The sequence below is a fragment of the Pseudoalteromonas espejiana DSM 9414 genome (genome assembly GCF_002221525.1).
Lineage (GTDB): Bacteria > Pseudomonadota > Gammaproteobacteria > Enterobacterales > Alteromonadaceae > Pseudoalteromonas > Pseudoalteromonas espejiana.
In genome coordinates this window covers 299846-326750 of record NZ_CP011028.1, presented here as the reverse complement: position 1 = coordinate 326750, position 26905 = coordinate 299846, and the positions used below count along the sequence as shown (strand labels likewise).

At 40.4% G+C, this 26905-nt stretch carries 21 protein-coding genes; 6 read left to right on the top strand and 15 right to left on the bottom strand.

Features of this window, described 5'->3' with window-relative positions; translation table 11 throughout:
- Positions 1 to 44: 44 nt before the first annotated feature.
- A complete protein-coding gene (locus tag PESP_RS01495; RefSeq protein WP_089346457.1) occupies positions 45 to 677 on the bottom strand; it encodes a c-type cytochrome in 633 nt (210 codons plus the stop codon).
- Positions 678 to 957: 280 nt separating this feature from the next.
- Here PESP_RS01495 and yihA point away from each other — a divergent pair, with 280 nt between their 5' ends.
- Positions 958 to 1611, top strand: a complete 654-nt coding sequence (gene yihA / locus PESP_RS01490; protein ID WP_089346456.1) for a ribosome biogenesis GTP-binding protein YihA/YsxC — start codon at positions 958 to 960, stop codon at positions 1609 to 1611.
- Between the two features lie 10 nt (positions 1612 to 1621).
- Here yihA and PESP_RS01485 read toward each other — a convergent pair whose 3' ends face one another.
- The 3 genes from PESP_RS01485 to polA form a co-directional block, all read right to left on the bottom strand.
- Positions 1622 to 2140, bottom strand: coding sequence for a DUF1285 domain-containing protein (locus PESP_RS01485; protein ID WP_089346455.1), 519 nt, complete (start codon positions 2138 to 2140; stop codon positions 1622 to 1624).
- Positions 2137 to 2724, bottom strand: a complete 588-nt coding sequence (locus PESP_RS01480) for a YceI family protein (protein WP_089346454.1) — start codon at positions 2722 to 2724, stop codon at positions 2137 to 2139. The genes PESP_RS01485 and PESP_RS01480 overlap by 4 nt, the downstream gene beginning before the upstream one ends.
- A 424-nt stretch (positions 2725 to 3148) precedes the next feature.
- The gene (gene polA / locus PESP_RS01475) at positions 3149 to 5878 is read right to left on the bottom strand and encodes a DNA polymerase I (RefSeq protein WP_089346453.1); all 2730 of its coding nucleotides are present in this window, start codon (positions 5876 to 5878) and stop codon (positions 3149 to 3151) included.
- Between the two features lie 524 nt (positions 5879 to 6402).
- Here polA and elbB point away from each other — a divergent pair.
- The 3 genes from elbB (at position 6403) to PESP_RS01460 (ending at position 10403) form a co-directional block, all read left to right on the top strand.
- Positions 6403 to 7050, top strand: a complete 648-nt coding sequence (gene elbB / locus PESP_RS01470) for an isoprenoid biosynthesis glyoxalase ElbB (protein WP_089346452.1) — start codon at positions 6403 to 6405, stop codon at positions 7048 to 7050.
- Between the two features lie 205 nt (positions 7051 to 7255).
- Positions 7256 to 7651 carry a c-type cytochrome gene (locus tag PESP_RS01465; protein ID WP_089346451.1) on the top strand — a complete coding sequence of 132 codons (396 nt, stop codon included), beginning with the start codon at positions 7256 to 7258 and terminating at the stop codon, positions 7649 to 7651.
- A gap of 187 nt (positions 7652 to 7838) precedes the next feature.
- Entirely contained in the window at positions 7839 to 10403 is a 2565-nt protein-coding gene (locus PESP_RS01460; protein ID WP_089346450.1) for a bifunctional diguanylate cyclase/phosphodiesterase, read from the top strand.
- A 20-nt stretch (positions 10404 to 10423) separates the two neighbouring features.
- Here the strand turns inward: PESP_RS01460 and rep are convergent, their stop codons facing one another.
- Positions 10424 to 12442 carry a DNA helicase Rep gene (rep, locus tag PESP_RS01455; RefSeq protein ID WP_089346449.1) on the bottom strand — a complete coding sequence of 673 codons (2019 nt, stop codon included), beginning with the start codon at positions 12440 to 12442 and terminating at the stop codon, positions 10424 to 10426.
- A 161-nt stretch (positions 12443 to 12603) separates the two neighbouring features.
- On the opposite strand from rep, the gene ubiK reads away from it, so the two are divergent.
- Entirely contained in the window at positions 12604 to 12867 is a 264-nt protein-coding gene (gene ubiK / locus PESP_RS01450; RefSeq protein ID WP_089346448.1) for a ubiquinone biosynthesis accessory factor UbiK, read from the top strand.
- A gap of 50 nt (positions 12868 to 12917) precedes the next feature.
- On the opposite strand, the gene PESP_RS01445 is transcribed toward ubiK, so the two are convergent.
- The 8 genes from PESP_RS01445 to ilvG all read right to left on the bottom strand — a co-directional run bounded on the left by PESP_RS01445 (position 12918) and on the right by ilvG (position 22061).
- Positions 12918 to 13565 (bottom strand): Rossmann-fold NAD(P)-binding domain-containing protein, encoded by a 648-nt coding sequence (locus PESP_RS01445; protein ID WP_089346447.1) that lies wholly within the window; start codon positions 13563 to 13565, stop codon positions 12918 to 12920.
- Between the two features lie 7 nt (positions 13566 to 13572).
- Positions 13573 to 14232: a carbonate dehydratase gene (gene can / locus PESP_RS01440; protein WP_089346446.1), complete on the bottom strand. Its 660-nt coding sequence runs from the start codon at positions 14230 to 14232 to the stop codon at positions 13573 to 13575.
- 62 nt (positions 14233 to 14294) lie between these two features.
- Positions 14295 to 15470 (bottom strand): methyltransferase, encoded by a 1176-nt coding sequence (locus tag PESP_RS01435; protein ID WP_089346445.1) that lies wholly within the window; start codon positions 15468 to 15470, stop codon positions 14295 to 14297.
- 62 nt (positions 15471 to 15532) lie between these two features.
- Positions 15533 to 16570, bottom strand: coding sequence for an ABC transporter substrate-binding protein (locus tag PESP_RS01430; RefSeq protein WP_089346444.1), 1038 nt, complete (start codon positions 16568 to 16570; stop codon positions 15533 to 15535).
- Between the two features lie 90 nt (positions 16571 to 16660).
- Positions 16661 to 18214, bottom strand: a complete 1554-nt coding sequence (gene ilvA / locus PESP_RS01425; protein WP_089346443.1) for a threonine ammonia-lyase, biosynthetic — start codon at positions 18212 to 18214, stop codon at positions 16661 to 16663.
- Positions 18215 to 18216: 2 nt separating this feature from the next.
- Entirely contained in the window at positions 18217 to 20073 is a 1857-nt protein-coding gene (gene ilvD / locus PESP_RS01420; RefSeq protein ID WP_089346442.1) for a dihydroxy-acid dehydratase, read from the bottom strand.
- Between the two features lie 99 nt (positions 20074 to 20172).
- Positions 20173 to 20415, bottom strand: coding sequence for an acetolactate synthase 2 small subunit (ilvM, locus tag PESP_RS01415; RefSeq protein WP_006793049.1), 243 nt, complete (start codon positions 20413 to 20415; stop codon positions 20173 to 20175).
- The gene (ilvG, locus tag PESP_RS01410) at positions 20412 to 22061 is read right to left on the bottom strand and encodes an acetolactate synthase 2 catalytic subunit (protein WP_089346441.1); all 1650 of its coding nucleotides are present in this window, start codon (positions 22059 to 22061) and stop codon (positions 20412 to 20414) included. Before ilvG ends, ilvM begins: the two co-directional genes overlap by 4 nt.
- 638 nt (positions 22062 to 22699) lie before the next feature.
- Here ilvG and PESP_RS01405 point away from each other — a divergent pair.
- On the top strand, positions 22700 to 23578 hold the full coding sequence (locus PESP_RS01405) for a TraB/GumN family protein (protein ID WP_089346440.1): 879 nt from the start codon (positions 22700 to 22702) through the stop codon (positions 23576 to 23578).
- A gap of 50 nt (positions 23579 to 23628) precedes the next feature.
- On the opposite strand, the gene PESP_RS01400 is transcribed toward PESP_RS01405, so the two are convergent.
- Both PESP_RS01400 and PESP_RS01395 read right to left on the bottom strand, forming a co-directional pair.
- The gene (locus PESP_RS01400; RefSeq protein ID WP_089346439.1) at positions 23629 to 25041 is read right to left on the bottom strand and encodes an ATP-binding cassette domain-containing protein; all 1413 of its coding nucleotides are present in this window, start codon (positions 25039 to 25041) and stop codon (positions 23629 to 23631) included.
- A 77-nt stretch (positions 25042 to 25118) separates the two neighbouring features.
- Positions 25119 to 26846: a response regulator gene (locus PESP_RS01395; RefSeq protein WP_089346438.1), complete on the bottom strand. Its 1728-nt coding sequence runs from the start codon at positions 26844 to 26846 to the stop codon at positions 25119 to 25121.
- Positions 26847 to 26905: the final 59 nt, after the last annotated feature.

Below are 26905 nucleotides of genomic sequence, written 5' to 3'. Positions count from 1 at the left end.
ATATTACATAGTATTACACTAGCGAATACTAAATAAATAAGACTTTAGTGTAAGCCACCTAAGTACTGAGAAAGTACTTCAATGTCTTTATCTGTTAGTTTTTTAGCAATGTCTTGCATCATGCCGTTAAGGTCGTTATTACGCGTACCATCACGAAACTTCTCTAGCTGAGCTTTTATGTACTCTGGGTGCTGGAAAGAAATTTTAGGGAACTTAGCAAGTGATGTACCGTTACCACGAGGACCATGACACGCTGCACATGCTGGAATACCACGTTCAGCATCACCGGCTTTATATAGCATTTGCCCTACTTCAACTATATCTTTAGGTGTTGACCCTTCAGACATATTTAACGAAGAAAAATACGCAGATAGGTCTTTCATGTCTTGCTCGCTAAGTGGCATAGCCATTGCGCTCATAACAGGATCCATACGGCCTTCTTTACCGCCTGATGTCATACCTAGTTTTAAATCCTGAAGTTGTTTTAGGATATAATCTGGGTGTTGGCCTGCAAGTTTAGGGTAAATATTAACCGGTGCATTACCGTCTGGGCCGTGACAAGCCGCACACGTTGCTGATTTTTCTTTACCTGCGTTTACATCGCCATCAAATGCTGTTGCGTTGCTTGCTGACAACGCACCAAGCAATATTGTTAAAGATAGTGCTATTTTTTTCATGGTGAATTCTCTGTTTCCGACCCTGTATCATCTACAATATGGATGTTGTAATTCATGTATTCTACACGATAAAAAATTCTCTGGCACGTTTTCTACTCATATTAAGCTTATAATTTATAGGGTTTTGACCTAGATTAACCTTTAAGCAGCTTTAATAGTGCCGTTTGTACTATTTTTAGGTGTTTAAATACGCTTTTTAATACATCCTTTATAGTATAAAATACGCGCCCTGAGTGAATTTAGCTCAATAAGATCAACTTTTAAGTTTTTAGGAGAGCCTGTGCTCAAATCTCGTATCAAATATAATACTGCGTCTTTTGTAACAAGCGCGCCAGACATCACTAAATTACCTGCTGATACGGGAATTGAAGTCGCGTTTGCAGGGCGTTCTAATGCGGGTAAATCAAGTGCCCTTAACGCACTTACTGATCAAAAGCTTGCTCGTACAAGTAAAACGCCTGGTCGTACTCAATTAATTAATACTTTTGAGCTTGCCGATGTCGATGATATGCGTCTTATCGATTTACCTGGTTACGGCTTTGCTAAAGTTCCCATTGAGATGAAAAAGAAATGGCAAAAATCGTTAGGTGAATACCTGCAAAAGCGCCAAAGCTTAAAGGGTATTGTGGTTTTAATGGATATTCGCCACCCTTTAAAAGACTTAGATAAAGACCTTATCAACTGGGCAATTGGTAGTGAAATTCCTGTTTTAGCGCTTTTAACAAAAGCAGATAAGCTAAAGCAAGGTGCACGAAAAGCGCAAGTGCTTCAAGTACGTCGCGAATTAAGTGAATTAGAGGGTGATATTACTGTGCATGCGTTTTCATCGCTTAAAGGCACAGGTTTACCTGAGGTCGCTAAAAAACTAGATGAGTGGTATTTAGGACCTATCGTGGCAGTTCCACCACACGATACATCAAGCGGTGATGCTTAATAGCCCGCAGTTAAGATAAATAAAAGCGCTCACCTGCTGATACTATAAAATAGCCGTGCTCATCTGAGTCGGCTATTTCAGCCCACTGATAAAACACACTTCTTGAAACTCGCGCACTGCAACCATAAGGCAGTTGCATATAAGGCACTGCAGAACCTTTATAGTTTTTTATATAAATAGGCTGTTTGCCACTAACAAGCCATTGCCTAGCTAAGTTATCAACGCAGCACAACACTTGCCCTTGCTGTGTTTTTTCAATATGCCAACTAACAATAATAAAAGGCGCATCGTGCACCTCTATGGCTATTTTTTCGATAGGTGTTTTTAAATAAAACTGGTTGTTTTCTTTAGACAAAACGCTGGCAAATAGCTTTACCATGGCAGCTCGAGTAATCTCACTGCCATCATAAAGCCATTGCCCTTGCTCATTAATAACAATTGGCAGTTGCCCACAGTGTGCAGGCTGCCAACTATCAAAAGGCTTGCTTGGCTCGCTGATTTGCTTACTAAGCTGGGCTAAAGAAATCACTGCTTTTTAAGTGTTAATGCAAACGTAACCGGTACTGCGGTTGCCACCGAAGGAAGACCCGCTAGTTGCTGTAATTTTTTTACGCCCTCAGTTACACCAAAGTCTTCGCTGTTTACGATAACAGGCGAAAATGATGATACGCTTAAATCGCCATTTTCAGCACTGCTTACTAGCACGTTTATTTTTAATGGCTTTTTATTACCATGAAAATCAAGCTCAGCCTCAAGGTCTTTTAATACATATTGGCCAGGCTGTTTAATCGTATTTAATTGCGCTGATAAATCAGCCGTTAAAATAGCGCTTGGGAATTTAGCCGCTTCAAATACAAACTGCGTTAAGCGTTCATTACGAATTGGGATTAGCGTTTCTGCAGAGGTTAAATCTACATTTACACTAAAAGTACCGCGCTCAGAAAGCTTACCTTCAATATTCGTAAAATGATGCGCCTCAGCAATGGCATCCTTTTTTATAGAAACAAAACTTAATTGGCTTTTGTCATTTACTAGCTGCCAATCAGCATGAGCGGCATTAGACATAACTACACTTGATAACGATAAACCTGCAATGGCTAACGTTTTAAACATAACGCACTCCTAAAACTTAAATGAGAATAATAGCGCTTTCGATACTATCACCTGAATTCGGGGCAAACCACCTCAAATTAAAGGATGAGTAAATAGGGGGAATAAAAAACGGCCTGCTTAAAACAAGCAGGCCGATATAGCAAACTGGGGAGAAGCTATCAATTTGTTGCACCTTTTCAGATGCATCATCAACAGGATGTCCTACAGGATGAGGACGCGCGCACTTTAACAAAAGAGCGCATAAAAATACAATCAAATTCCCTTAAAATAGCTCGAATTGACGAACATATAACTATTTAATACAAATAGTTGCTTAATTTAACCTAGTCTTAACTAAAGTCTGTTTTTAGCTTTATTTGGCAGAGTAAGTTTGCGATATAAAAAAAGCGCCAACAGGCGCTTTTCAATTAACTTTACTCACGCTTTAGTGCGCTTGTTCCCAGTTTTCACCTTCGTCGGCTTCTACAATAAGAGGCACATCAAGCGTAGCCGCTTGCGACATTAGCTCACAAATTTGTTTTGTGTAAGCCTCTGCGCAATCTGTTTTAATTTCAAATACTAATTCATCGTGTACTTGCATAAGTAACTTAATAGTATTTGGTGCTTGCTCACTCACCCAATTGTGCACACTTAACATGGCTTTTTTGATAATGTCAGCTGCGGTCCCCTGCATAGGAGCATTAATTGCTGCTCGCTCAGCGCCTTTGCGGCGTGCGCCATTACGGGCATTTATTTCTGGTAGGTGTAAACGGCGGCCAAAAATAGTTTCTACATAGCCATTTTCAGCTGCTTTTTCACGTGTGGTTTCCATATATTCAAGTACACCTGGGAAACGCTCAAAGTACTTATCAATGTAATGCTGCGCTTCATGGCGTGGTACATCAAGCTGACGCGCTAACCCAAAAGCAGACATACCATAAATTAAACCAAAGTTTACCGCTTTAGCTTTGCGGCGCATGTCGGTGGTTACATCATCAAGCTCAACACCAAACACCTCAGCAGCCGTTGCGCTGTGAACATCAAGGCCATTTGCAAAAGCATTAAGTAGGCCTTTATCTTGCGATAAGTGCGCCATAATACGCAGCTCAATTTGGCTATAATCGGCAGCTACAATTTTATAACCTTCTGCGGCTATAAAGGCTTCACGAATGCGGCGCCCTTCTTCTGAGCGAATTGGTATATTTTGTAAGTTAGGATCGGTTGAGCTTAAACGCCCTGTTGCTGTAACCGCTTGATGATAAGACGTATGGACACGTTGCGTTTTCTCATTGACCATTAACGGTAATTTGTCGGTATACGTTGATTTAAGCTTAGATAAACCGCGATGTTCAATTATTACTTTTGGTAATGGATAATCATGGGCAAGCTCTTGCAGTACTTCTTCAGCCGTTGAAGGCGCACCTTTAGGCGTTTTTTTAATAACTGGCAGCTCAAGCTTTTCAAATAATAGAACTTGAAGCTGTTTTGGAGAACTTAGGTTAAATGGTTCGCCCGCTATTTCAAACGCTTCTTTTTCTAGCTCCAGTAAACGCTCACCTAAGCGTTGGCTATGCGCTGCAAGCATATTGCTATCAATTGCTACACCTGTGCGTTCAATATCCGAAATGACATTTACCAATGGCATTTCTATGGTTTCAAATACTGACTTTAATTTATCGTCAGCTTCGAGCTTAGGCCATAGCACTTGGTGTAAGCGCAAAGTAATATCAGCATCTTCAGCTGCATAAGGCGCTGCTTGCTCAAGCTCAATTTGGTTAAATGTAAGCTGTTTTTTGCCTTTACCGGCTATATTTTCAAAGCTAATATTTTTATGGCCTAGGTATTTAAGCGCTAATGAATCCATGTCATGGCGTGTACCTACGCTATTAAATACGTACGACTCAAGCATAGTGTCAAACTTAATACCATTAAGTTCGAAACCCGCATTAGCCAGTACACTTTTATCGTATTTAAGGTTTTGACCTACTTTGGCTTTATTGGCATCGGCTAATATAGGACCTAACTTTTGCATCACTACTTCAAGGCTTAATTGTTCTGGAGCACCCGGGTAGTCGTGAGCAATCGGTAAGTAGGCGGCTTCTCCTGCTTTAACAGCGAAGCTCATACCTACTAACTGTGCTTGCATGTAATCAAGGCTGGTTGTTTCGGTATCAAAGGCAAATAGCTCAGCGCTATTTAGTTGCTCTATAAGCGTATCAAGCTGTGACTCGCTTAAAATAGTTTCGTAGTGAGCGTCCTCTACTTTAGGAAGTTCATTAACCTCGGTTTGCACTGCTTTTTCAGCATCTTTTGGATTATCTAACAGTTCAGCTAACCAGCGGCGGAATTCGCATTCGCCATATAATGCAATTAGCTCGTCTTTATTTGGCTCTTGTAACTTAAAGGTATCGAGATCAGACTCAACCTCTACATCACATTTTATAGTGGCAAGCTCATAACTTAATGGCAAATGGGCAAGTGCATTTGCTAATTTCTCACCAATTTTACCTTTTATATCACCTGCGTTATCAATAACACCTTGCAGAGAACCATACTTTTGTAACCATTTAACGGCTGTTTTAGGACCACACCCTTCAACACCGGGTATGTTATCGACTTTATCGCCCATCAGCGCCAAGTAATCGATAATTAGCTCAGGGCCTACACCAAACTTTTCAACAACGGTTTCAGGATCCGAAATACTGTCTGTCATGGTGTTAATAAGCGTTACATGCTCATTGACTAACTGCGCCATGTCTTTATCGCCAGTAGAAACCAGTACATGGCGTTTTTGCTCTGTTGCAATACGCGAAAAGGTACCAATTACATCATCAGCTTCAACACCTTCGATACTAATAAGTGGAAAACCCATCGCTTTAATAATGCTGTGCAATGGCGCTATTTGCGTACGTAAATCATCAGGCATTGGTGGACGATTAGCTTTATACTCGCTGTACATATCGTTTCTAAAAGTTTTACCTTTAGCATCAAATACCACCACCATGTGGCTCGGATCATATTGTTTGATCAAACTCTTTAGCATGTTAACCACGCCATAAATAGCACCGGTAGCTTCACCTTTAGAGTTGGTTAAATGCGGTGGTGAATGATAAGCACGAAATAAATATGAAGAGCCATCAACTAATATAAGTGGGTTTTCGGGGATCTGAGCCATGGTGAATTTGGATCCTAAATACAAAAAAGTAATATTAATACAAGCATGCCATAAGGCTGTGAATAAAACGACTGTGAATTACGGTTAGTAGAGTGCATTATTACAGAGTAACTTGTGGATAACTTTGTAGATAACAGCCACGAACTATTCTTCCAGTGCATATTAAAATGCTTAGAAAAATATATAACTTCTTGTTTTGTTTAAAAAAGATAATACGAGGTTCTTTTTTTATTATTTTAAAACCAATGTGGAAAAAGGTTTTCTAACTGATACATCCGCTGTTAGTCACTTTGGTTATTTGTATCCATTTAAATAACCGGAGGAGTATTCTAGCATAATGGATCAAAGATCATAGCGATCCTTTATAATTTTTTTTGTATGTGGGTGATCGCAAATGGCATAAACCGCAAAAGCACTTGCACTGCGGATATTTTTTAAGCTAAAAATTTATTTTAATGTGTCTTTTAGCCCATGTTAGACTTCATCCAAACGACTTATTTAAAATACTCAAGGAGCACAAAAGCATGAAAAATATAGCAGTGATATTAGCTGGCTGTGGTGTATACGATGGTAGTGAAATTAACGAAGCGGTATTAACTTTATTGCACATAGCTAAAAATGGTGCTGCCTACCAATGCTTTGCTCCTGATATAGAGCAGCTCCACACCATTAACCACATTACTGGTGAAGAAATGCCAAGTAACCGTAATGTACTCACAGAAGCCGCGCGTATTGCCCGAGGCGATATAAAATCACTTAGCGAATTGGACGTGAACGAGTTTGATGCGTTAATAGTACCGGGTGGCTTTGGCGCTGCTAAAAATTTATGTGACTTTGCTATTAATGGCACAGAGGCGCAAATTAACGGATTAGTTTTAAGCGCATGTCAAAGCTTTGCTGATGCGCAAAAAGCAGCTGGGTACATGTGCATTGCACCTGCGTTAATTCCATTTATTTATCCAAAAGCAGCATTAACAATTGGTAATGATGAAGCTACTGCAGCGGCGTTAACAAGTTTAGGTGCAACGCATACCGCCTGCGCAGTAGACGATATTGTTATTGATGAAGATAATAAACTCGTAACAACACCCGCTTATATGCTTGCACAATCAATTTTAGATGCCGATGCAGGGATCGAAAAGCTCGTTAAAAACGTACTTGCATTAACTTAAGCGTTGTTAGCTATAGCCACCGATTATAAATATTTGATTAACCGCAAACATTCTATTTTATTGCGTTAACGCAAAAATTAGTCAGTTTTATTGATAAAAACGACTGTTAGCGTTTTATAAATTGTTACACAAAGGTATAATCGGTTTAATTTCCGTCATCTATAATCGTGATTGATCACGTTCAAATCGAAGTGAGCAAGGCAAAATGAAAAAACTATCAGCTGCAGCATTACTAGTGCTAGCAACCACCGCATACGCACAGCCATATGATAACTCTATGACTGAAGATGCAATTAAAAAACGTTTAGCACCAGTTGGCGCAGTTTACCTTGAAGGTGAAAAAGCCGCAGCAGCCGCAGTGCCTACAGGTCCTCGCTCTGGTGAGCAAGTATATCAAGGTGCTTGTTTTGCGTGTCATGGTACTGGCGCATTAGGTGCACCTAAGTCAGCTGATGATTGGGCACCGCGTATCGCAAAAGGTAAAGATATATTACTTGAGCATGCAATTAACGGTTTTAATGCAATGCCGCCAAAAGGGACATGTATGGATTGTTCTGATGATGAAATTAGCGCAGCTATCGACTTCATGACATCTAAATAATTTAAAATTAATTACCCTATTATCAGGGAATTAATCTAAAAAGGCCTCTTTTTATAATAGGCCTTTTTTTACGCCTAAAATAACGTTTATAGTTACTATTTTAGGTCATTAGTTACTTGACGATTGCAACTAAAAGTGAAATTATACGTTTAATAAACATACAATAATAAATAACTGGTTTAGATCATTGGAAGATAAACTCACAATACCGAGTAAATTAGCGCACCAGAACAAACGTCTCAAAACGCTATTAGAAAAGTATAAGCAATCTCACCACTTACAAAATGCGCTGATCCAATTATCAGAGCAAGCCAGTTCTGTTGCCGAATTAACCCTACTATACCCCGCTATTCACGATATTTTACAAGCCTACTTACCGAGTAAAAGCTTTTACGTAGTGTTAGCTAACCAGCATACTCATGCCCTTGAGTTATCTTACTTTTGTGATGAAAAAGACGGTATATCAGTTGCCCTTAACCAAGATAATAGTTTTGATGAAGGTGCGACAGGTTATGTATATAAATTAGGCCGTACAACCTGCTTTACTAAACAGCAAATGCAAGCTGCAGCAGATAATGGGTTATTTAGAGCATTAGGCTCACCTGCAGAGCATTGGGTAGGCGTACCAATTTACCAAGAAAAAAATATTATTGGTGTACTCGCAGCACAAAGCTACGATAAACATCAGGGCTATAGCAGCCAACAAGTACACTTATTAGAAGTAATGTCATTATATTTGGCTACGGCAATAGAGCGCGTTAAAAAAAGAGAGTTACTCGAATCAGAGGTAAAAATACGTACTCGTGCACTTACTCAAAGTAATGATGCGCTAAACCTTGAAATAGACCAACGCAAACGCGCTCTACAACGCCAACAAATTTTATTTAAAATATCGGAGCTTGCTACCCAAGCGCAAAACTTAGATGACGCTTACTTACAAATTCATCAAATAATAAAAACCATCACCTACGCAGAAAATTTATATATTGCCCTTTATGATAAAGAGTCGGGTTGGATTAATTTTCCATACTGCGTTGATGAATTTAAAGATAATACCGAGCCTAGGCCCTTTGCCAAAGGGTATAGCGAATTGGTTATTAGCAGTGAGCAAACCCAGCTTATTCACCCGTGTAGAGCAAAAGAGCTACTTGAGAGCGGCGAAGTGCAACGAAGCCAACCTGTACCAGAGGAGCAAATGGCAACCAGTTGGCTAGGAGCACCACTTAAAACATCGCAAGGGGTTATAGGTTTAATTGCATGCCAAGCCTATAATAATAAACATATTTTTAGTAAAGATGATTGCGAGTTAATCACCTTTGTATCACATCAAATTGCCACCGTATTACAAACTAAGTTAGCTACTCAAGCACTTAAAACAAGCCACCAAGAATTAGAATTTAGGGTTGATGAAAAAACCAAAGCCCTGCAACATGCCAACCTACATTTGCAAATGCAAATTGATGAGCGAAAAAAAATAGAGCAACAGTTATATCATGATGCCCACCACGACTCACTCACCGGCTTACCTAATCGCAATTTGTTTTTAACCCAGCTTGAAAAAACATTGCAGCACTACCATCGCTTTCCTGAGCACCATTTTGCTGTATTGTTCATTGATTTAGATAAATTTAAAGATATAAACGACCAATTAGGTCATCAAGCCGGCGATCAGTTTTTAATAAGTGTGGGGGATTTATTCTCGCACTGTATACGTGAGCACGACTTACTTGCACGACTTGGCGGCGATGAGTTTGTAATTTTACTGACCCACTTAACCGAGTTACAGCAAGCTGAAGATGTTGCTACACGTATTATTAATATAATGAAAAAGCCATTTTGCAGTAAAGGAACGTGTATTCAAAGTGGCGCAAGTGTAGGTATTACTTACTCTAATACCAGTTACCAACATACCGATGAAATTATTCGCGATGCTGATGCTGCAATGTATTACGCCAAAAATGCAGGGCGTGATAGGTACGAGCTATTCCATCCTATGTTAACCCAAGCACTAACTAGTAATGAAGCTCCTACACCGCATCACTTAGACTCGCTACCAATGAGCTTTAGAAGCTCAAATATTATAGATTTGGATGAACAACAGCAATCAGAATCGCTGTTTGAAGCCTTTGGCGAGCACCCTGTTTTAGGTTACACCAGCTTTGATATTTTAAAGAAATTTGCAACCGACAAAGAACAACACTTACAGGTAGAGTTAGAACTATTACAGCAAGCCTATGCACAAGCCTTAACAGCTAATTTAGCTAAAGTATTGCTGCCTTGTTCGGGGTTATTACTTGAAGAACTTGAGTTTAAGTTATTCAGTGAGGTACTCAGTAAGCAACAAGGACAAAGCCAAATATGCTTACTGTTTGATGATCAAGAGATACGCTATGCATGCGCAACCCAACTCGAGAATCTCAAAAAGTTATCAAGCTTAGGCTATTCAATTGGTTTAAATAACTTTGCTAAAGATCGCTGTGAACTAAACGCACTAACCGAAATAGACTTTGATTACATCCTACTGAGCTCAACCTTTAGCAAGCGCGTATTACAACAAGACAGCTTTAACTTACAGCTACAAGGCGTGTTAGCAATCACCAAACTTAAGCATATAAAAGTGATTGCTAAAGGCCCTTCAATTTTAAACTTTAGAACCTTGTTAGATAAATACGGGCTAAATTTATTTGTAGGCAAGCAGCAAGTAATATCGCAACCAGAAACATCTGCTAACAACGCAGCACAATCACTTTAACTCTTTACTTAGCTCTTTATTTAACTTGGTTTTTTAAGCATTGCTCTTAAGTTTGCAACACGAGCTTGGCCTTTTTCCATACGCTCAGCTTGCGTGTTGGGCGCTTTTTTATTCTCAAATGCAAGATCGTCTTGAGGCAGTTCTTGCACAAAGCGGCTTAGCTCAGTTTGTGATGTTTCACCAAATTGGCGGCGTATTTTAGCGTAAGTTAACGTAAGCTCTTGCTGCGCTCGGGTAATACCTACGTAAGCTAAACGACGCTCTTCATCTACATTTTCTTCATCAATGCTTACCTGGTGAGGCAATAAGCCCTCCTCCATACCGACCATAAACACATACGGGTACTCTAAGCCTTTAGACGCATGCAAAGTAAGCAACTGTACTGCATCGGCTTCATCTTCTTCCTCGTTACGCTCAAGCATATCTCGAAGTGTTAATTTGCTAACAACCTCAGGTAAGGTCATCGGCTCATTGTCAGCATCACCCGTGAGCATATCGGTGATCCAACGATACAGCTCCGAGACGTTTTTCATTCGCATTTCAGCGGCTTTAGCACTTGGCGATGACTCGTATAAATAGGCTTCATAATTAATGCTGCGTACTAAATCTTTTACCGCTTCTAGGGTGTCACTGCGCACTGCATTATCAGAGAGCTCTACAACCCAGCGGGCAAAGCCCGATAGCGCGTTTAAACCACGGCCTTTGAGCCTATAACCTAAGTCGTTATCAAAACAGGTGGCAAATAAACTTTGGTGTTTTTCATTTGCTAAAGTGCCTAGTTTTTCAAGCGTAACAGTCCCTATTTCACGGCGTGGTGTATTAACAATACGTAAAAAAGCGTTATCGTCGTCTTGATTAACTAATAAGCGTAAGTACGCCATAATATCTTTAATTTCTGAGCGAGAGAAAAACGACATACCCCCACTAATTTTATACGGGATACGGTTACTCATTAACGACTTTTCAAAACCACGCGCCTGATGGTTACCCCGATATAAAATAGCGTAATCTTTATAGCTGGTACGCTTCATAAATTTATGCGAAATAATTTCGGCAACTACACGCTCACACTCATGCTCTTCATCTCTACAGCCAATCACTTTAATTGGCTCGCCATAACCAAGCTCACTAAATAGCTTTTTTTCTATATCGTGCGGGTTATTAGCAATCAAAATGTTTGCAGCTTTAAGAATTCGTTGTGCACTACGGTAGTTTTGCTCAAGCTTTATTAGCCTCAGACCTGGGTAATCTTTACTTAATAGCACTAAGTTTTGCGGGCGCGCACCACGCCATGAATAAATAGATTGGTCATCATCGCCTACCACAGTAAAACGTGCACGCTCCCCTACTAACAGCTTAACTAGCTGATATTGGCTGGTATTGGTATCTTGGTACTCATCCACCAGCAGGTATTTAAAACGCTGCTGCCACCGCTCTCGCGAGGTTGCATTATTACTAAGTAATAGCGTGGGGATCATAATAAGATCATCAAAATCGAGGGCGTTATACGCTCTTAATTGATTTTGATAGCGCGCATAAAGCTGCGCAAATAAAGACTTTTGTGCATCGCGTGCTTCGCGAATTGCTTGTTCTGGTAAAATGAGTTCGTTTTTCCAGCTACCTATTTGCATTTTTAATAGGTTAAGTAAGTCTTTATCTTTTTTAAGCTCGTCTTCAGTCAAATCACCTAAAAGCTGGTTTGTATCTTGGTCGTCAAACAGTGAAAAGCCTTCTTTAAAGCCAAGTGTTTTAAGCTCTTTTTTTATTATTTCAAGGCCTAAGGTATGAAACGTCGATACCCATAATCCTTTTGCCTCTTGCTTATTAAGCGTTTGAAGCACACGTTCGCGCATCTCTTTTGCCGCTTTATTGGTAAATGTTACCGCTGCAATATTTCGCGCTTTGTACTCACATTTTTGTACTAAGTAAGCAATTTTATTTGTGATTACACGCGTTTTGCCTGAGCCTGCACCTGCAAGCACTAGGCATGGACCACTAATGTATTTTACTGCTTCATCTTGTTTAGGATTGAGTTTCATAACGACCAAAGAGATTTAAAAGGCATGTAATTTTACCGTAACCACTAATGCAGGCATAGCCATTAGATTAATTAATTGCATTGGGGTGATCATGTATTAAAAGCCTTAGGTATAAGGTAATATTAGTTATTATCATTTTAAGGCAACAGCAAGGGATATACATGATCAATCCAGCAAAACTTGAAGAAATTGCTAAGCAAATCACTAATAACATGCCGCAGGGTGTAAAAAACCTAGCAGACACTCTTGAAGGTAAAACTAAACAAGTTTTACAAAACAAGCTTGCTGAAATGGACTTTGTTAGCCGTGAAGAATTTGATGTGCAAAGCCAAGTGCTTATTCGCACCCGCGAAAAGCTTACTGAACTTGAAGCTAAAGTTGCGTTACTAGAGCAGCAATTAACTGCAAAAACAGACGCAGAATAAACGAGCGAACAAAATAAAAAAGCAGCCTAGGCTGCTTTTTTGCTAAGTAGTTAAGCGTTAAACAAGTCATCTAACGTATAATAACTCAATGTGTGTTGCTGATTTAAACTCACAGCCCGCATTTTTTGAGCTACTTGCTCGCCGGTTATCGGCCTATAACGCTTTAAAAAAGGCAATCGCGTTAAAAGTGGTAAAATAACAGCGCCTATTTGCTCTGCTATACGGGTATCATTTCGCTTACCAATTAACAGCGAAGGCTGAAAAATACTTATTTTTACAAAGCCAAGTAGTTTTACTTGTTGCTCAAGCTCACCTTTCATTTTTAAATACGCACTAGCACTATGCGCATTCGCCCCACTTGATGATACTAAGCAATAATGAGTTACACCATTATTTGCCGCCATTTGCGCCGCAATAAACTGATAATCGAAATCGACCTTACGCTGCGCACTTACAGAGCCAGCTTGTTTTTTTGTAGTGCCTAAACAAGAAAAAAGCACATCACCTTTAAATAACTCGCAGTGCTTGGTTAAATATTCAAAATCAATAACGTGATTAACTAGCTTAGTATGTGTAAACGTTAACTTACGGCGCGTAATTGCTATTACTTGGCTGTACTCAGAGCTATGTAGTAAGCGCATTAGCAGCTCCTTTCCTACAACACCTGTTGCACCAATAATTAACGCCGTTTTTGTCATGTAAGGGTTACTCGCAGCCAGCTTTTGTTAATACATGCGCAACGGCTTTTTTATAAACGTCGCCCTCTTCATCTGCACAGGTAACCACCGATTCTAAGTCGTGTAAGTGGCCATTTTCTAAGCCATATACCCAGCCATGAATGGTTAAGTCTTGGCCTTTGCCCCATGCATCTTGCACAATGTTGGTTCTGCATACATTGCGTACTTGCTCAATCACATTAAGCTCTATTAAGCGGCTTAAACGCTGCTGCTCATCCATTGCATTTAATTGCTCAAGGTGCTTTTCTTTTACATCTCCCACATGGCGTAACCAGTTATCAATAAAGCCAAATTTGGCGTTATCTAGCACCGCTTGCACACCGCCACAGCCGTAATGCCCTACCACCATAATATGTTTTACTTTTAGTACTTCTACCGCATATTGCATAACAGATAAACAATTATGATCCGTGTGCACGACTACGTTAGCTACGTTACGGTGAACAAATAATTCACCCGGTAATAAATCAACTATTTGATTTGCAGGCACCCGGGAGTCTGAACACCCAATCCATAAATATTCAGGATTTTGCTGCATTGACAAAATTTTAAAAAAATCAGGATTTGCTTCACTTGTACGAGCAGCCCAACGCTTATTATTTTCGAATAAATTCTTTAACTTTCTCATTGCATCTCTTTTTAAATCAAGGACGGAAATTACACCCAATAAAAATAGCTAAAGGCGTTATCTTATTGCGTGTTAGCAAGAATCAAAATGTTGCGAGGGGTTAATTGCTTCTCACAAAAGGTTGTCACAGAAACCGTGTAACCTTGCTGTTGCAAATATAAAGCACGATCGAGCACAAGCCAAACTTCTATTGCTCTTCTAAACACATGTCGAACCAGTTCGATTCGCTCTGTCACTTTTTTACGGGTTTTACCAATAGCTAAAAACTTATCGTAATCTGTGTTTTTAGGGATGTTTATCGATTTTTTCTCACTTGCCCATGCACAAAATTGTGCAAATGAGTCTGAAAATACCGCCTTATTAACAGAAGGTACGCTAACGTAAAACTGCTCGTTAGTAATCGACTTTCTAAGCGCATCAAACCCTAAGCGCCACTCCACTTCAGTTTTTCGAACTTTTGCAACACGCGAAGGCGCTGTAACGGTTTCTTGTAGAGCGAGCTTTAAATCTCGGTGAGTTAAAAAAAGCTCACTTTTACGTGCTTCATCGCTCATAGCTTTATAGTTATTGTCGGTAAATAAGTGATAACAACACGGTGAAAAACTAATACGCTTAACTCCCGCTTTACTCGCTTGCTGCATAAAGGTTTGATGCAAAGCGCCACACGCATGTAAAGCTACCGCGTGGGTATCTGTATTAAAAAAGTGACTAATATCGTCTTCAAGTACATTTGCTTGGCTAAATTGCATAGCCAAGCCTTGCTGCTTAGCACTGTGCTGCCCTTGTTCACACAGGTGTGCTTGTAACTCAACACTACGCACAGTTTGCGCGCCATTAAAAGCAAGCATGCGCCCTAAATGACCTTTGCCAGCGCACCACTCTAAAACAGGCTGTTTTGTATTTGGTAATGCAGAAACAAAGTCTTGCAGTTGCTCAAACTTGCGCCCTTTTATGCCATTACTTATCCAAAACGGGTATTCGCTGCGTTGCTGCTGGCTTTGTTCTAAACGGCAAAGCGCAGGTAACTGTTCAAGGCCTGATATATAAGGGGCAAAAAATTCATATAGTTTACTTTGGTCGCTATCAAGCTGCGCAACTGCATCATCAGATAAGCTATTTAATGGAGCACACAGCTCGGGCCAAGGCAATGAATCATAATCAAACGCAGTGCACTGCCAGTATTGTCGGGTATTCATTAACACTGCATCGAGTGCTGCAAACTGCTCTGCTAGGTTCATAACAACTTAAAATAATAAAAAGACGGTTAATTATATCAGTTGCGCAGCGCTGCATTAAACGGTTATTTTTTTCCGAGTATTAAACGTAAATACAGTGGAATTGAAATAATACTCACTATAATGGCCGCTATTAACATCCACGACAGCTGTATGCTTTCGCTCTCTTGATATTTGTAAATAAAACCGGCTTTTTGCTCATCAAAGTCACTTTGCTTAATACCATAATAATCAGCAATTAAACGCCATTTAGCCATCGACATATTTCCTAAATGCGTGGTGGGCGGCATTATATATTCTTTAAGCACCTCGGCCTCATAAGCAAGTTGGTGAAAGCTTTTATTAGGTGCATACAGCTGCTGAGTAACGGCAATTGCTTCGTCCATATTCATCATTGCGTAGCGCCAGCCTTTTAAACTCGCTTGGTAAAATTTTTCGACCGTTTGCGGGTGCTTTTTAAGCATAGATTCGCTAGTAAATAGTACATCGCCATACACATCCATTCCGTAGCGCTGCGGGCAAATAAGACGATGCGATATACCTTGTTGTGTCATAAAATATGGCTGATTAGTTACATATACTTGCATAGCATCGAGCTTATTTTGTTGCCATGCTTCAACGGCCGGCTCTTCACTACTGAACACCTCTAACGTATTTATATCTATACCGCTTCGCTTGAGCATTATAAGAAGTTCGGTGCCATCTTTGCGGCTAACCTCAGTTATACGCTTAGCTGTAAAATCTCGTGGGTGAAAAATATCTGAGCTATCTTTAACCATCCAACAGTAAGGGGAGAATTGTAAAATAGCAGCCATAGCAACAAATGGCTGACCATTAACCCGTTGCTGCAAAATACCTGAATGCGCCACCCCAAATTGCGCCTCATTTAACGCTACGGGCGTAAATGTATCTGGCATTTTAGGGTTTGCTTCGCGTATGGTTACATCAAGCCCTGCGTCTTTATAGTAGCCTTTTTCTTTTGCCATATAATAACCAGCAAATTGAAATTGATGAGTCCATTTAAGTTGTAAGGTGACTGGTTCTTGCGCCTTAAGTTGGCTGCAAAAAAGTAGAGTTACGAGTATTAATCCTTTAATAGGCAACGGGCTGTTCCAAACAGTAGTAATTACTTGTAACTATATGTAAAACACAAGATAAAGCAAGCACCCAACTTGGGCACTTGCTTAAAGTCATTAGGCTGAGGCTAAATCGTCGGTATTTGAACTTTGCGGTTGTGAAGTTAAAAACTGCGTAAAACACGGGTTATGTGTTTCATCTTGTACACTATAACCTAAGCGATTCAAGTGCTCGTTAAACATATCAAACTGGCTTGGTTCAATAGCAAAACCAGCTAATACATTACCCATAGAGCCACCATGATTACGATAATGAAATAACGTAATGTTCCAGTTACTCCCAAGCGTATCTAAAAAGCGAGCGAGGGCGCCTGGGTATTCAGGAAACTCAAAACGTAATAATCGTTCATGTAATTGTTCTGGCGCTTTACCACCGACCATATAACGTACATGCAATTTAGCGAGTTCGTTGTCTGATAAATCACAAAAGTGATAGTCGTTTTTAGTTAAATCTTGCTTTAACTCATTTAGCTCTTGCTCGCCTTGGCGCAGTGCAATGCCTACAAATATTTGCGCTTCACCTGGGCCTGCATAGCGGTAGTTAAACTCAGTAATAGCACGGCCACCTAAAGACGCACAAAACTGCTTAAAGCTGCCTTTTTCTTCTTTAATGGTAACCGCTAATAACGCTTCGTTTTTTTCACCTAGCGCAGTGCGCTCTGCGACATAACGAAGACGATCAAAGTTTAAATTAGCACCCGAAAGCACAGCCGCTAAATGAAGCCCCTTTAAGCCCGATTGTTGGCTCCACTTTTTAAGCCCTGCCGTTGCAAGGGCACCAGATGGCTCTGCAATTGCGCGGGTAGAGACAAAAATATCTTGCATGGCAGCACAAATTTCATCGCCACTGACAGTAACGACTTCGTCACAAAATTTTTGCGCTAAGCGAAATGTTTCACTGCCGATAACTTTTACCGCAACGCCATCGGCAAAACTGCCAACACGCTCAAGCTCTACTGGCTCTCCTGCTTTAAGTGCTGCTTGTAAACATGCGCTTTCGTCAGCTTCTACGCCAATAACTTTGATATCAGGGCGTAATGACTTGATATAAACAGCCATACCAGCAAGTAAGCCACCACCTCCAACAGGTATAAATACCGCATCAAGCTCGTTGAGTTGTTGCATTAACTCGCGGGCTACAGTGCCTTGCCCAACAATCACGTCAGGGTCGTCAAACGGCGGGACAAATACACCACTTCGCTGCTCTGTAAGCTCTAGAGCGTGTGCTTTTGCCGCATCAAAATGATGACCATATAATACCACTTCGCCGCCAAGCGCGCGTACTGCGCTTACTTTTATTTCAGGCGTTGTAACTGGCATAACAATAGTGGCTTTATGGCCAAGGTGTGAAGCACTAAGTGCCACACCTTGCGCATGGTTACCAGCCGACGCCGTAATAACAACAGACCCTTTTGGTAACTTATTTAATTTATTGTATGCACCGCGTAACTTAAACGAATACACGGGCTGTTGATCCTCACGCTTAAGCCATACATGGTTCCCAAGTTTAGCACTGAGATCAGGCATTTCACTGACCTCAGTAACTTTTGCCAAAGGCTCCATATTTGCCTGGATAATAGCGCGAAAATAATCGAGCTCTTGAGAAACCATAATTAGCTAAGCTCCTCCAATTTGGCTAAATCACGTACTGCGCCTTTATCGGCGCTCGTTGCAAGTAATGCATACGCTTTTAATGCCGATGACACATAACGCTCACGATCAACCGGTTTGTACGCTAATTTACCGCGTGCTAGTTGTTTTTGCTTACGCGCTTCAAGTTCTTCATCGCTTAATGCTAAAGTGATTTCACGTGTTGCAATATCAATGATAATTTTGTCGCCATTTTCAACATAGGCAATGGCACCGCCGCTTGCCGCTTCTGGCGATACGTGGCCGATTGATAAACCTGAGGTGCCGCCCGAGAAACGACCATCGGTGATCAATGCACACTTTTCAGCTAAGCCTTTTGATTTTAAGTAGCTCGTTGGGTACAGCATTTCTTGCATACCTGGGCCGCCTTTAGGACCTTCGTAACGAATAACAACGACATCACCCGCTTTTACTTCGTCGTTTAAAATGCCTTCTACTGAATCATCTTGTGATTCGTACACCACGGCAGTACCTTCAAAATGTAGCATTTCGTCAACTACGCCTGCGCTTTTAACAATACAGCCGTCAACCGCTAAGTTACCTGAAAGCACAGCTAAGCCGCCATCTTGTCTGAATGCGTGCTCAACACTACGAATACAACCATGCTCTCGGTCGTTATCGCCTTCATCCCAACGGCACTCTTGGCTCATTGCTTTTGTAGTACGAATACCAGCAGGGCCAGCGCGGTAAAACTTTTGTGCAGCTTCGTTTGTTGGATCAGTCGCATCCCACTTTTTAACAAGCTCACCCATTGTCATACCCGCAACGTGGTTTACCGATAAATCAACTAAACCGGCTTTGCCTAGCTCACGTACAATTGCCATCATGCCACCAGCGCGATGCACATCTTCAATGTGGTACTCAGGTGTAGCTGGGGCTACTTTACATAAAAATGGGGTTTTACGAGATAGCTCATCAATGTGCGACATATCAAAGTCTACGCCGGCTTCTTGTGCCGCTGCTAATAAATGCAATACGGTGTTAGATGAACCACCCATGGCAATATCAACAACCATAGAGTTCATAAAGGCTGTTTTGTTAGCAATAGCGCGAGGTAACACGTCTTGGTTATCTTTTTGGTAGTACTCACGGCATAAATCAACAATGCGAGCACCCGCCTCTACATATAGCTGCTTACGGTCTTTATGGGTTGCAAGCGTTGTACCATTACCCGGTAGTGCAAGGCCAATAGCCTCTAATAAACAGTTCATTGAGTTTGCAGTAAACATACCCGAACACGACCCACAAGTAGGACATGCAGAGCGCTCTACTTGCTCTGAATCAGCATCACTTACCGTTTCATCAGCGCCTTTAACCATGGCATCTACTAAATCTAATTTAATATCAATGTTGGCAAGTTTTGTTTTACCCGCTTCCATTGGTCCGCCCGATACAAAAATAACCGGTATGTTTAAGCGTAGCGCTGCAAGCATCATCCCTGGGGTGATTTTGTCACAGTTAGAAATACAGATCATCGCATCGGCGCAGTGGCCGTTAACCATGTACTCAACCGAGTCGGCAATTAGGTCGCGTGATGGCAGTGAGTAAAGCATGCCGCCGTGGCCCATTGCGATACCGTCATCAATAGCAATGGTATTAAATTCTTTTGGCACACCGCCCGCTTGCGTGATTGTTTCAGCCATTAACTCACTAAGCTGGTTAAGGTGAACATGCCCTGGTACAAATTGCGTAAACGAGTTAACTACAGCAATAATTGGTTTACCAAAGTCTGTGTCGGTCATGCCTGTTGCGCGCCATAATGCACGTGCGCCTGCGCGTTTACGTCCTTCAGTTGTTGTTGCACTTCTTAATTTAGCCATAGTTACCTCTGTTTTGCCGCTCTGTAAGCGGGCATTCCTCATTCTAAAAATTGGTGAGTAACTGTTGTTCAATTACTCGTAAATTTGTGTTGTTAGCAATTACACAGCTTGTTGCTGTAAATTTTGTAAAGTGATTTCTTTAACGTCCACCAGCTTATTTAACTGGCTTGTTAAAAGATGGATTGGTTTATCGCTATCTACTGTCATTGCAACATTGTAGTGGCCATCATCCATATTGAGCTGAAAGTGCGTAAGATCAAAACCACGGTGACGCACTACACGTAAAAAACGCTCGACCGCTATACTTTGGCTCTTTAATGCAATAGTTAGGCTGTGTTTCATTGTGCTTTCTCCGTAATCATTTCGTCATTTGCAGCCCCTGGTGGTACAAGTGGCCATACGTTTTCTTTATCGTCTATACAGGCATGTAATATATACGGGCCTTTGCTATTAACTAATGCGGTTATTGCATCGTCAACTTCGTTTGCTTGTGTAATTGTTTGCCCAGGAATACCAAATACAGCGGCTAATTGAACAAAATCAGGGTTATCTGAAAGGTTTGTTTCAGAGTAACGTCCTTCAAAAAATAGCTCCTGCCATTGGCGAACCATACCTAAGCGTTGGTTATCTAATATCAGTATTTTTACTGGTAAATTGTTACGGCGAATAGTCGCAAGCTCTTGAATGTTCATCATGATTGAGCCATCACCCGACACCGTTATTACAAAATCGTCTGGGCGTGCCACTTGTGCACCTATGGCTGCTGGTAAACCAAAGCCCATTGTGCCTGCACCACCACTACTTAAATGGTTGCTCGGGTGGCTAAATTTCATGTGTTGCGCTACCCACATTTGGTGCTGACCAACATCGCAGCATACTACGCCTGTTTTTGGCATACGCTGGCTTAATTGGTTCAATAAATACGGGGCAAATACTTTTTCGCCTGGGTAGTCATAGCGCCACGCATGTTTTACGCTTAACTGCTTATTTGTATCGCACCATGCTTTAGGGGTTACAACACATTCAAGCACCGGTAATGACGTTTTTAAATCAGCAATTAATGAGGCCTTAGCAGGTTTACGTTTACCGACTTCAGCTGCATCTATGTCTAAGTGGATTACTTTTGCTTTAGCGGCAAATTTAGCTAAGTTACCTGTTACGCGGTCATCAAAGCGAGCGCCTATACACACTAATACATCGCACTCTTGTACTGCTATATTAGCGGCTTGGGTACCGTGCATGCCCAGCATACCTAAGTAATGTTCGTAATCTGGTAATACGCTGCCTAACGCCTTAAGTGTTGATACTGCTGGCATCTGCGTTTTATTTAAAAACTGCATTAACTCATTTTGCGCATCAGCCGCTTGCACGCCGCCGCCAACATATGCAACTGGCTGCTTTGCTTCACTTAATAACTGATTTGCAATGGCAACTTGGTTTAAATCAAGTTGCGGTAAGTATTCATCAGCGGCTAGCCATGGTTTAAAAGGCACTTGCGCCATTTGAATGTCTTTTGGAATATCGACAAGTACAGGGCCTGGGCGACCACTTTGGGCTAAGTGCATAGCCTCTTGCAGTATTTCGGCTAAATCTTCGGCGCGCTCTACCATGTAGCTATGTTTAGTACACGAAAGCGACATACCAAGTACATCTACCTCTTGAAATGCATCTGAGCCAATGGCTGCAGTAGGTACCTGGCCGGTAATTGCTAACAATGGCACTGAGTCCATCATTGCATCGGCAAGTGCTGTTATTAAATTAGTTGCCCCTGGGCCTGACGTTGCTAAACATACGCCTAATTTACCTGTGCTGCGGGCATAACCTACAGCGGCAAAGCCAGCACCTTGCTCATGACGAGTAAGGTAATGTTTGACTGGCGCGCCATACAACGCATCGTAAATTGGCATAATAGCTCCGCCGGGGTAGCCAAATACCTCTTTAACGCCGTGTTTGGCTAATAAATCGATTGTTAGTTCTGCGCCTGTCATTAATAAATCCTCATTCCTCAGTGACAACCCAATTAAATACTTACTTAAACTTATAGCTAAAATCTTTAAAACTTTGTGCTTAAAACTAAAAAGCCCTCCGAACGGTTAAGTGCGGAGGGCTTTTTAATGCTTAAGTTTATAGCACTACGAAACCCTCGCGGGAATAATCACCACGATAATAATCAGGACTAGGTTAAGTGCATTTGCAAGCATGTAATTAATACCAAATTGTGTTCAATTATTGCGAAACAATATTGTTCGCTCTATATATCTATTTGTACCGCGCTAAGCCTACTAAGTCAACACCAAACTCAATTCAATAAAAGTGTAAAAAGTGATTTTTAATGGTTTTAAAATCCACAAAAAAACATAATTGAGAATTTTTTATGCTTTAAATTTAATCATGTAAATTCGCTAGCCATATAATAACTATATGGGGTTTTATTAATTTTTAAGGATTACTAAAAATAAATTATATTTATTTTTGTCTCACTTCACATAGCATGGTTTAGGTAACTAATTAGGATTGCTATAGCCATTTTAGGTAACAAAAATAAAAGGCTTAATTTAGCACTGCCGATAATGAAAAATTAGGTTAGTATTTATGTAACTCAATAACGGGATTTTAAGGACAAACCATGAAAGCGATACCTCGTATTAGTCACTTTTTTATTATGGTGCTGTTTTCAGTACTTAGCTTTAATAGCTTTGCGGCACCGGCTTTATATAAAGTAGAGAAAAACGGCACTAGCTCGTATTTGTTTGGCACCGTACACGTAGGTGACGCCAGCATGAAAGGTTTACCAACAAACGTTACTAAAGCGATTGATGAGAGTGATGAAGTTATTGTAGAGGTGGATATTAGTAAGTTAACGCCCATGCAAATGCAGCAACGCTCAATGCCTTTTATGATGTTAAAAGGTGGTAAAACACTGCAAACAGAATTATCAAAACAAAACTACAATAAACTTAAAGATTATTTTTCTAAAAAGTCGATTGATATTGCCATGTTTAACGGCCTAAAACCTTGGGCTGTAATGGTGACTATGATGCAAATTGAGTTTCAAAACGCAGGCTTTTCCGATCAAACCGGCATAGACAAGCAAGTACTTGCTTACGCTAAAGAACACAATATAAAAATAGGCGAACTAGAAACCCTAGAGCAGCAGTTACAAATGTTTGATGGTATGGCGCTATTAAGTAACGAAATGATTGAAGAAACCTTCGAACAACTGGCCGACATTAATACTTACTTTATTAAGCTAGTAAATGCGTGGAAAAATGGCGATATGGATACGCTTACCGAGTACTACAACATGAGTTTTGATGATAGTAATTACGGTGAAATAAGCGAGCAAGTAATGCTAGTTAATCGCAATAATAAATGGGTAGAGCAGCTAGTACCTCGCTTAACTAACGAAAAGCTATTTATTGCTGTAGGCGCGCTGCACTTACCAGAGCAGCATGGTTTAATAAAACAGTTAAGAGATGAAGGTTTTAGTGTTACTCGTCTTTAAATTATAACAGAAAGGTTAGGCGTACTGCGCTTAACCTTCTGCTTTAATGCTTAATGAAAGTCTTCCATTTTTAAGTAATTCTCTATTCCTTTAATTTTGTCTGCCGCATGATGATTTACATAAATCACGGTGCTTGTTTTAGCGGCGCACACTTTCTCAATTAATAGCAGCACCCGCTGCCTGTTTGCCTCATCTAGCCCTAAGCAAGGCTCGTCTAATATAAGTAAAGTGGGGTGTTTTATCATGGCGCGCACAATTAATAGCATACGCTGATCCCCATACGAAAGCTGAGTAAATGAGGTGTTTTGCTTTTCACTTAAACCTATTAATGCAAGCCACTGCTTAGCAGCCATTATTTGTGCATCAGTTGGCTTTTGATATAAACCAATGCTGTCATAAAATCCTGAAATAATGGTATTAAGTGCCGATATACTTACTCGGTAATCCATATGAAGCGCATTTGATATAAAACCAATGTGCTGTTTTATATCCCAAATGCTTTCACCACTGCCGCGCTTAAAGCCAAATACCTGTATGTCGTTGTTATAGCATTGGGGGTTATCGCCTGTAATTAAGTTAAGTAGACACGTTTTACCTGAGCCATTTTTACCACTCAATTGCCAGTGCTGATACTGATTGATTTGCCAAGTTAAATTTTTAAATATACTAACACCGCCATACGCTACGTTGGCGTTAGTAAGTTTAACGAGTGGCGAGTCTATATACTCGGTTTGAGAAGGTGTATTTTCGGGCTGAGGTATAGCTAAAGACGTATGAGTTAGATGCAGCAGTTTAAATAAATCAGCACGCTGCTCGTTATCTGGGTTTGCCAGTGCGTGCTGCAACTTACCTTCATTTACATAACCATAATGCGTTATAAATTCAGGTACTTCATCTAAGCGGTTTAGTACAAAAACAAAATTTATGTGTGTGGATAGCTTAGCTAATACCTTAGTTAACGTTTCACATGATGACTTATCAAGCCCATCGTAGGGCTCATCAAGTACAACTAAGTCGGCATTACTACTAAGTGCATTAATAAGTAGTAATTTGCGGGTCTCCCCGGTAGAAAGATCTCTAAAGTGCTTATTTAAAAGAGTACTTAAATTAAGTACCTCTATTAACTCCATACGCAGCGCATGGTTATAAGTGGCGTTGGTAGTAAATATTAGCTCTTTAACTAATGTAGGCTGTTCATGCTCTATTTCATCTTTAATTAACTGCTTTTGCGCATCTGATGACACCAACTGCATATTGTTAAAGGTGCTTTTATATTTGCCGCTTTTTAATTTAGCCTCACCAATGAGCGCTGCACACAGTGCCGATTTACCTGCACCATTAGCACCTAGTAATAGCCACTGCTGCCCTTGATTAACCTGCCAATTTAAATCGCTAATTTCATAACGGCTTTTACCTTGCCCTTGTAAATAACCATTAAACTTCTCTAATACAACACTTTGCACAATACGTTCCTAAGCACTTTCTAGACTGCCAACTTAACGTATTGCTAATTATATTCGCAAGCGCATTTTACAGCGTATTAGTTTATTTCACTGCTCATACACACACTAACTAGCGCATCGGCTACAGCTTGCTTACTAATTGGCTTATGAATATGTTCGCTGGCGCCATATTCATACACTAAGTTCATATCTTCTGCTGACGTATTCGCTGTAACAACAATAATTGGCATTGTTTTATTAAGCTCTGTGCGTATTTTTTTAGTTGCTTCAAAGCCATCCATTACTGGCATATTTAAGTCCATAAAAATAATATCGTAATGTGTTTTTTGTACCATTTCACATGCAACTTGCCCATTTATTGCGCATTCACACTCCACACCTAAATTAGTTAAAATACGGGTAAGTAATAGGGTATTAAGTTCGTTATCTTCAACCACTAAGCAAAAAAGCTTTTTTTCAAATTCTCGCTCACTTCGCTCTTGCTTAGTAATTTCAATCGGTAAGTTAAGCGTAACAATGGCACCGTTTGCTGTGTTGTTTTTAAATTCAATGTCGCCGTGTAAGGCTTTAACAACATACTGCGCTCGTGTTAAGCCGGTCCTTAACCCCTGAAAATGATTAGTTTGTTTAAATGAATCAAATTCTAACTCTGTTATTTCACTCGTAAATCCACATCCGCTATCTTGCACTGTTAAATGAAGCTTTGAACCTTCCATAGTGGCCGACACAACAATCTCGCCATCTTCTGTAAACTTTATCGCATTACTAATTAGCTCAGTTAAAACATGCTGCAAGCGTTGATGATCTAATTTACAAAAGCAATTAAGTGAATCATTAAAGTGGGTTACTACTTTTAAACCCTTTTGTTGAGCCGCATACTCATAAGCCATCACCACTTTATTGATTGACTCGAGTAAATTTTCATTTTTTAAAATGGGCGACCACTTACCTGTACTCAATGCTTGTAAATCTTGAAGTTCATCGAGCATAGAAAGAATTCTTAAGGTGCAATAGCTAGCCTGCGTTTTTATACTTTGCTGCTCTGGTGAAATATTTAACTCTTCAATTGAGGTCATCAATCCTTGTAAAGGTGTTCTAAACTCGTGGCTTGCTCGGGCAATAAAGTGTTCTTTATTTTGGCTCATTTGGGCTACAAAATCTTTTTGCTTTTGCAGTGCTGATAATGTGCGCTCCACCTCTTTTTCCATAGGCATAAACACAAACCTCAACTCAACAAGCAATAGCATCATAGCAACTAACCAGCATAGTAATTCTAAATTAGAAACCCTATTCACTTTTTTTACTGCGTGTTGCTCAAACAAGGTGACTGCGCGGTCCAGCTTTGTAAGCAGGTTTTCAACGTGTGTTATGGCTAATACATCGGTGTTTACCTCACCTTGTTGATATAAAAGCCAGCTGGCTTGAGCAATAAACTCATTAACTTCTTGGTCTAAATTAGCGGGGGCTGAAAAATATAAAGCCTCCAACTCCTTTGTTAAATAACGATAACCATTGCCCTGCTTAGTAAGCAGCATTTGGTGCGCGCTTTTAAATTGTTTAAGGGATTGTTCGAGGGACTGAGTGTGAGTGGCGACATCTATTCTTGATGCAAGTAGGGAGTTACTGTGCCACGCAATTTTTTGCGAGAGCATGCGCTGCTTACCGGCTACATTAATAATTTTAGCGTCATATTTTTGTACAGAAAACCCATACTGTAGTAATAAGGCTGAGCCACTTATTAATAACGCGATAGCGATTAACGCCCATCGGTAACGTTGTCTTACATTGGCAATTATTTTAAACATACAAGGCCGCTTTTTTATTTTAAGTGTAGCCTATATATAGAAAACTCAACATCCGCTTA

Coding starts and splice junctions, on each gene's coding strand:
- ubiK (WP_089346448.1), top strand. CDS start 12,604: ATGATCAATCCAGCAAAACTTGAAGAAATTGCTAAGCAAATCACTAAT.
- ilvM (WP_006793049.1), bottom strand. CDS start 20,415: ATGAAACACAGCCTAACTATTGCATTAAAGAGCCAAAGTATAGCGGTC.
- elbB (WP_089346452.1), top strand. CDS start 6,403: ATGAAAAATATAGCAGTGATATTAGCTGGCTGTGGTGTATACGATGGT.
- PESP_RS01465 (WP_089346451.1), top strand. CDS start 7,256: ATGAAAAAACTATCAGCTGCAGCATTACTAGTGCTAGCAACCACCGCA.
- rep (WP_089346449.1), bottom strand. CDS start 12,442: ATGAAACTCAATCCTAAACAAGATGAAGCAGTAAAATACATTAGTGGT.
- PESP_RS01395 (WP_089346438.1), bottom strand. CDS start 26,846: ATGTTTAAAATAATTGCCAATGTAAGACAACGTTACCGATGGGCGTTA.
- PESP_RS01495 (WP_089346457.1), bottom strand. CDS start 677: ATGAAAAAAATAGCACTATCTTTAACAATATTGCTTGGTGCGTTGTCA.
- ilvD (WP_089346442.1), bottom strand. CDS start 20,073: ATGGCTAAATTAAGAAGTGCAACAACAACTGAAGGACGTAAACGCGCA.
- can (WP_089346446.1), bottom strand. CDS start 14,232: ATGAGAAAGTTAAAGAATTTATTCGAAAATAATAAGCGTTGGGCTGCT.
- PESP_RS01405 (WP_089346440.1), top strand. CDS start 22,700: ATGAAAGCGATACCTCGTATTAGTCACTTTTTTATTATGGTGCTGTTT.
- PESP_RS01480 (WP_089346454.1), bottom strand. CDS start 2,724: ATGTTTAAAACGTTAGCCATTGCAGGTTTATCGTTATCAAGTGTAGTT.
- PESP_RS01445 (WP_089346447.1), bottom strand. CDS start 13,565: ATGACAAAAACGGCGTTAATTATTGGTGCAACAGGTGTTGTAGGAAAG.
- PESP_RS01435 (WP_089346445.1), bottom strand. CDS start 15,470: ATGAACCTAGCAGAGCAGTTTGCAGCACTCGATGCAGTGTTAATGAAT.
- ilvG (WP_089346441.1), bottom strand. CDS start 22,061: ATGACAGGCGCAGAACTAACAATCGATTTATTAGCCAAACACGGCGTT.
- polA (WP_089346453.1), bottom strand. CDS start 5,878: ATGGCTCAGATCCCCGAAAACCCACTTATATTAGTTGATGGCTCTTCA.
- ilvA (WP_089346443.1), bottom strand. CDS start 18,214: ATGGTTTCTCAAGAGCTCGATTATTTTCGCGCTATTATCCAGGCAAAT.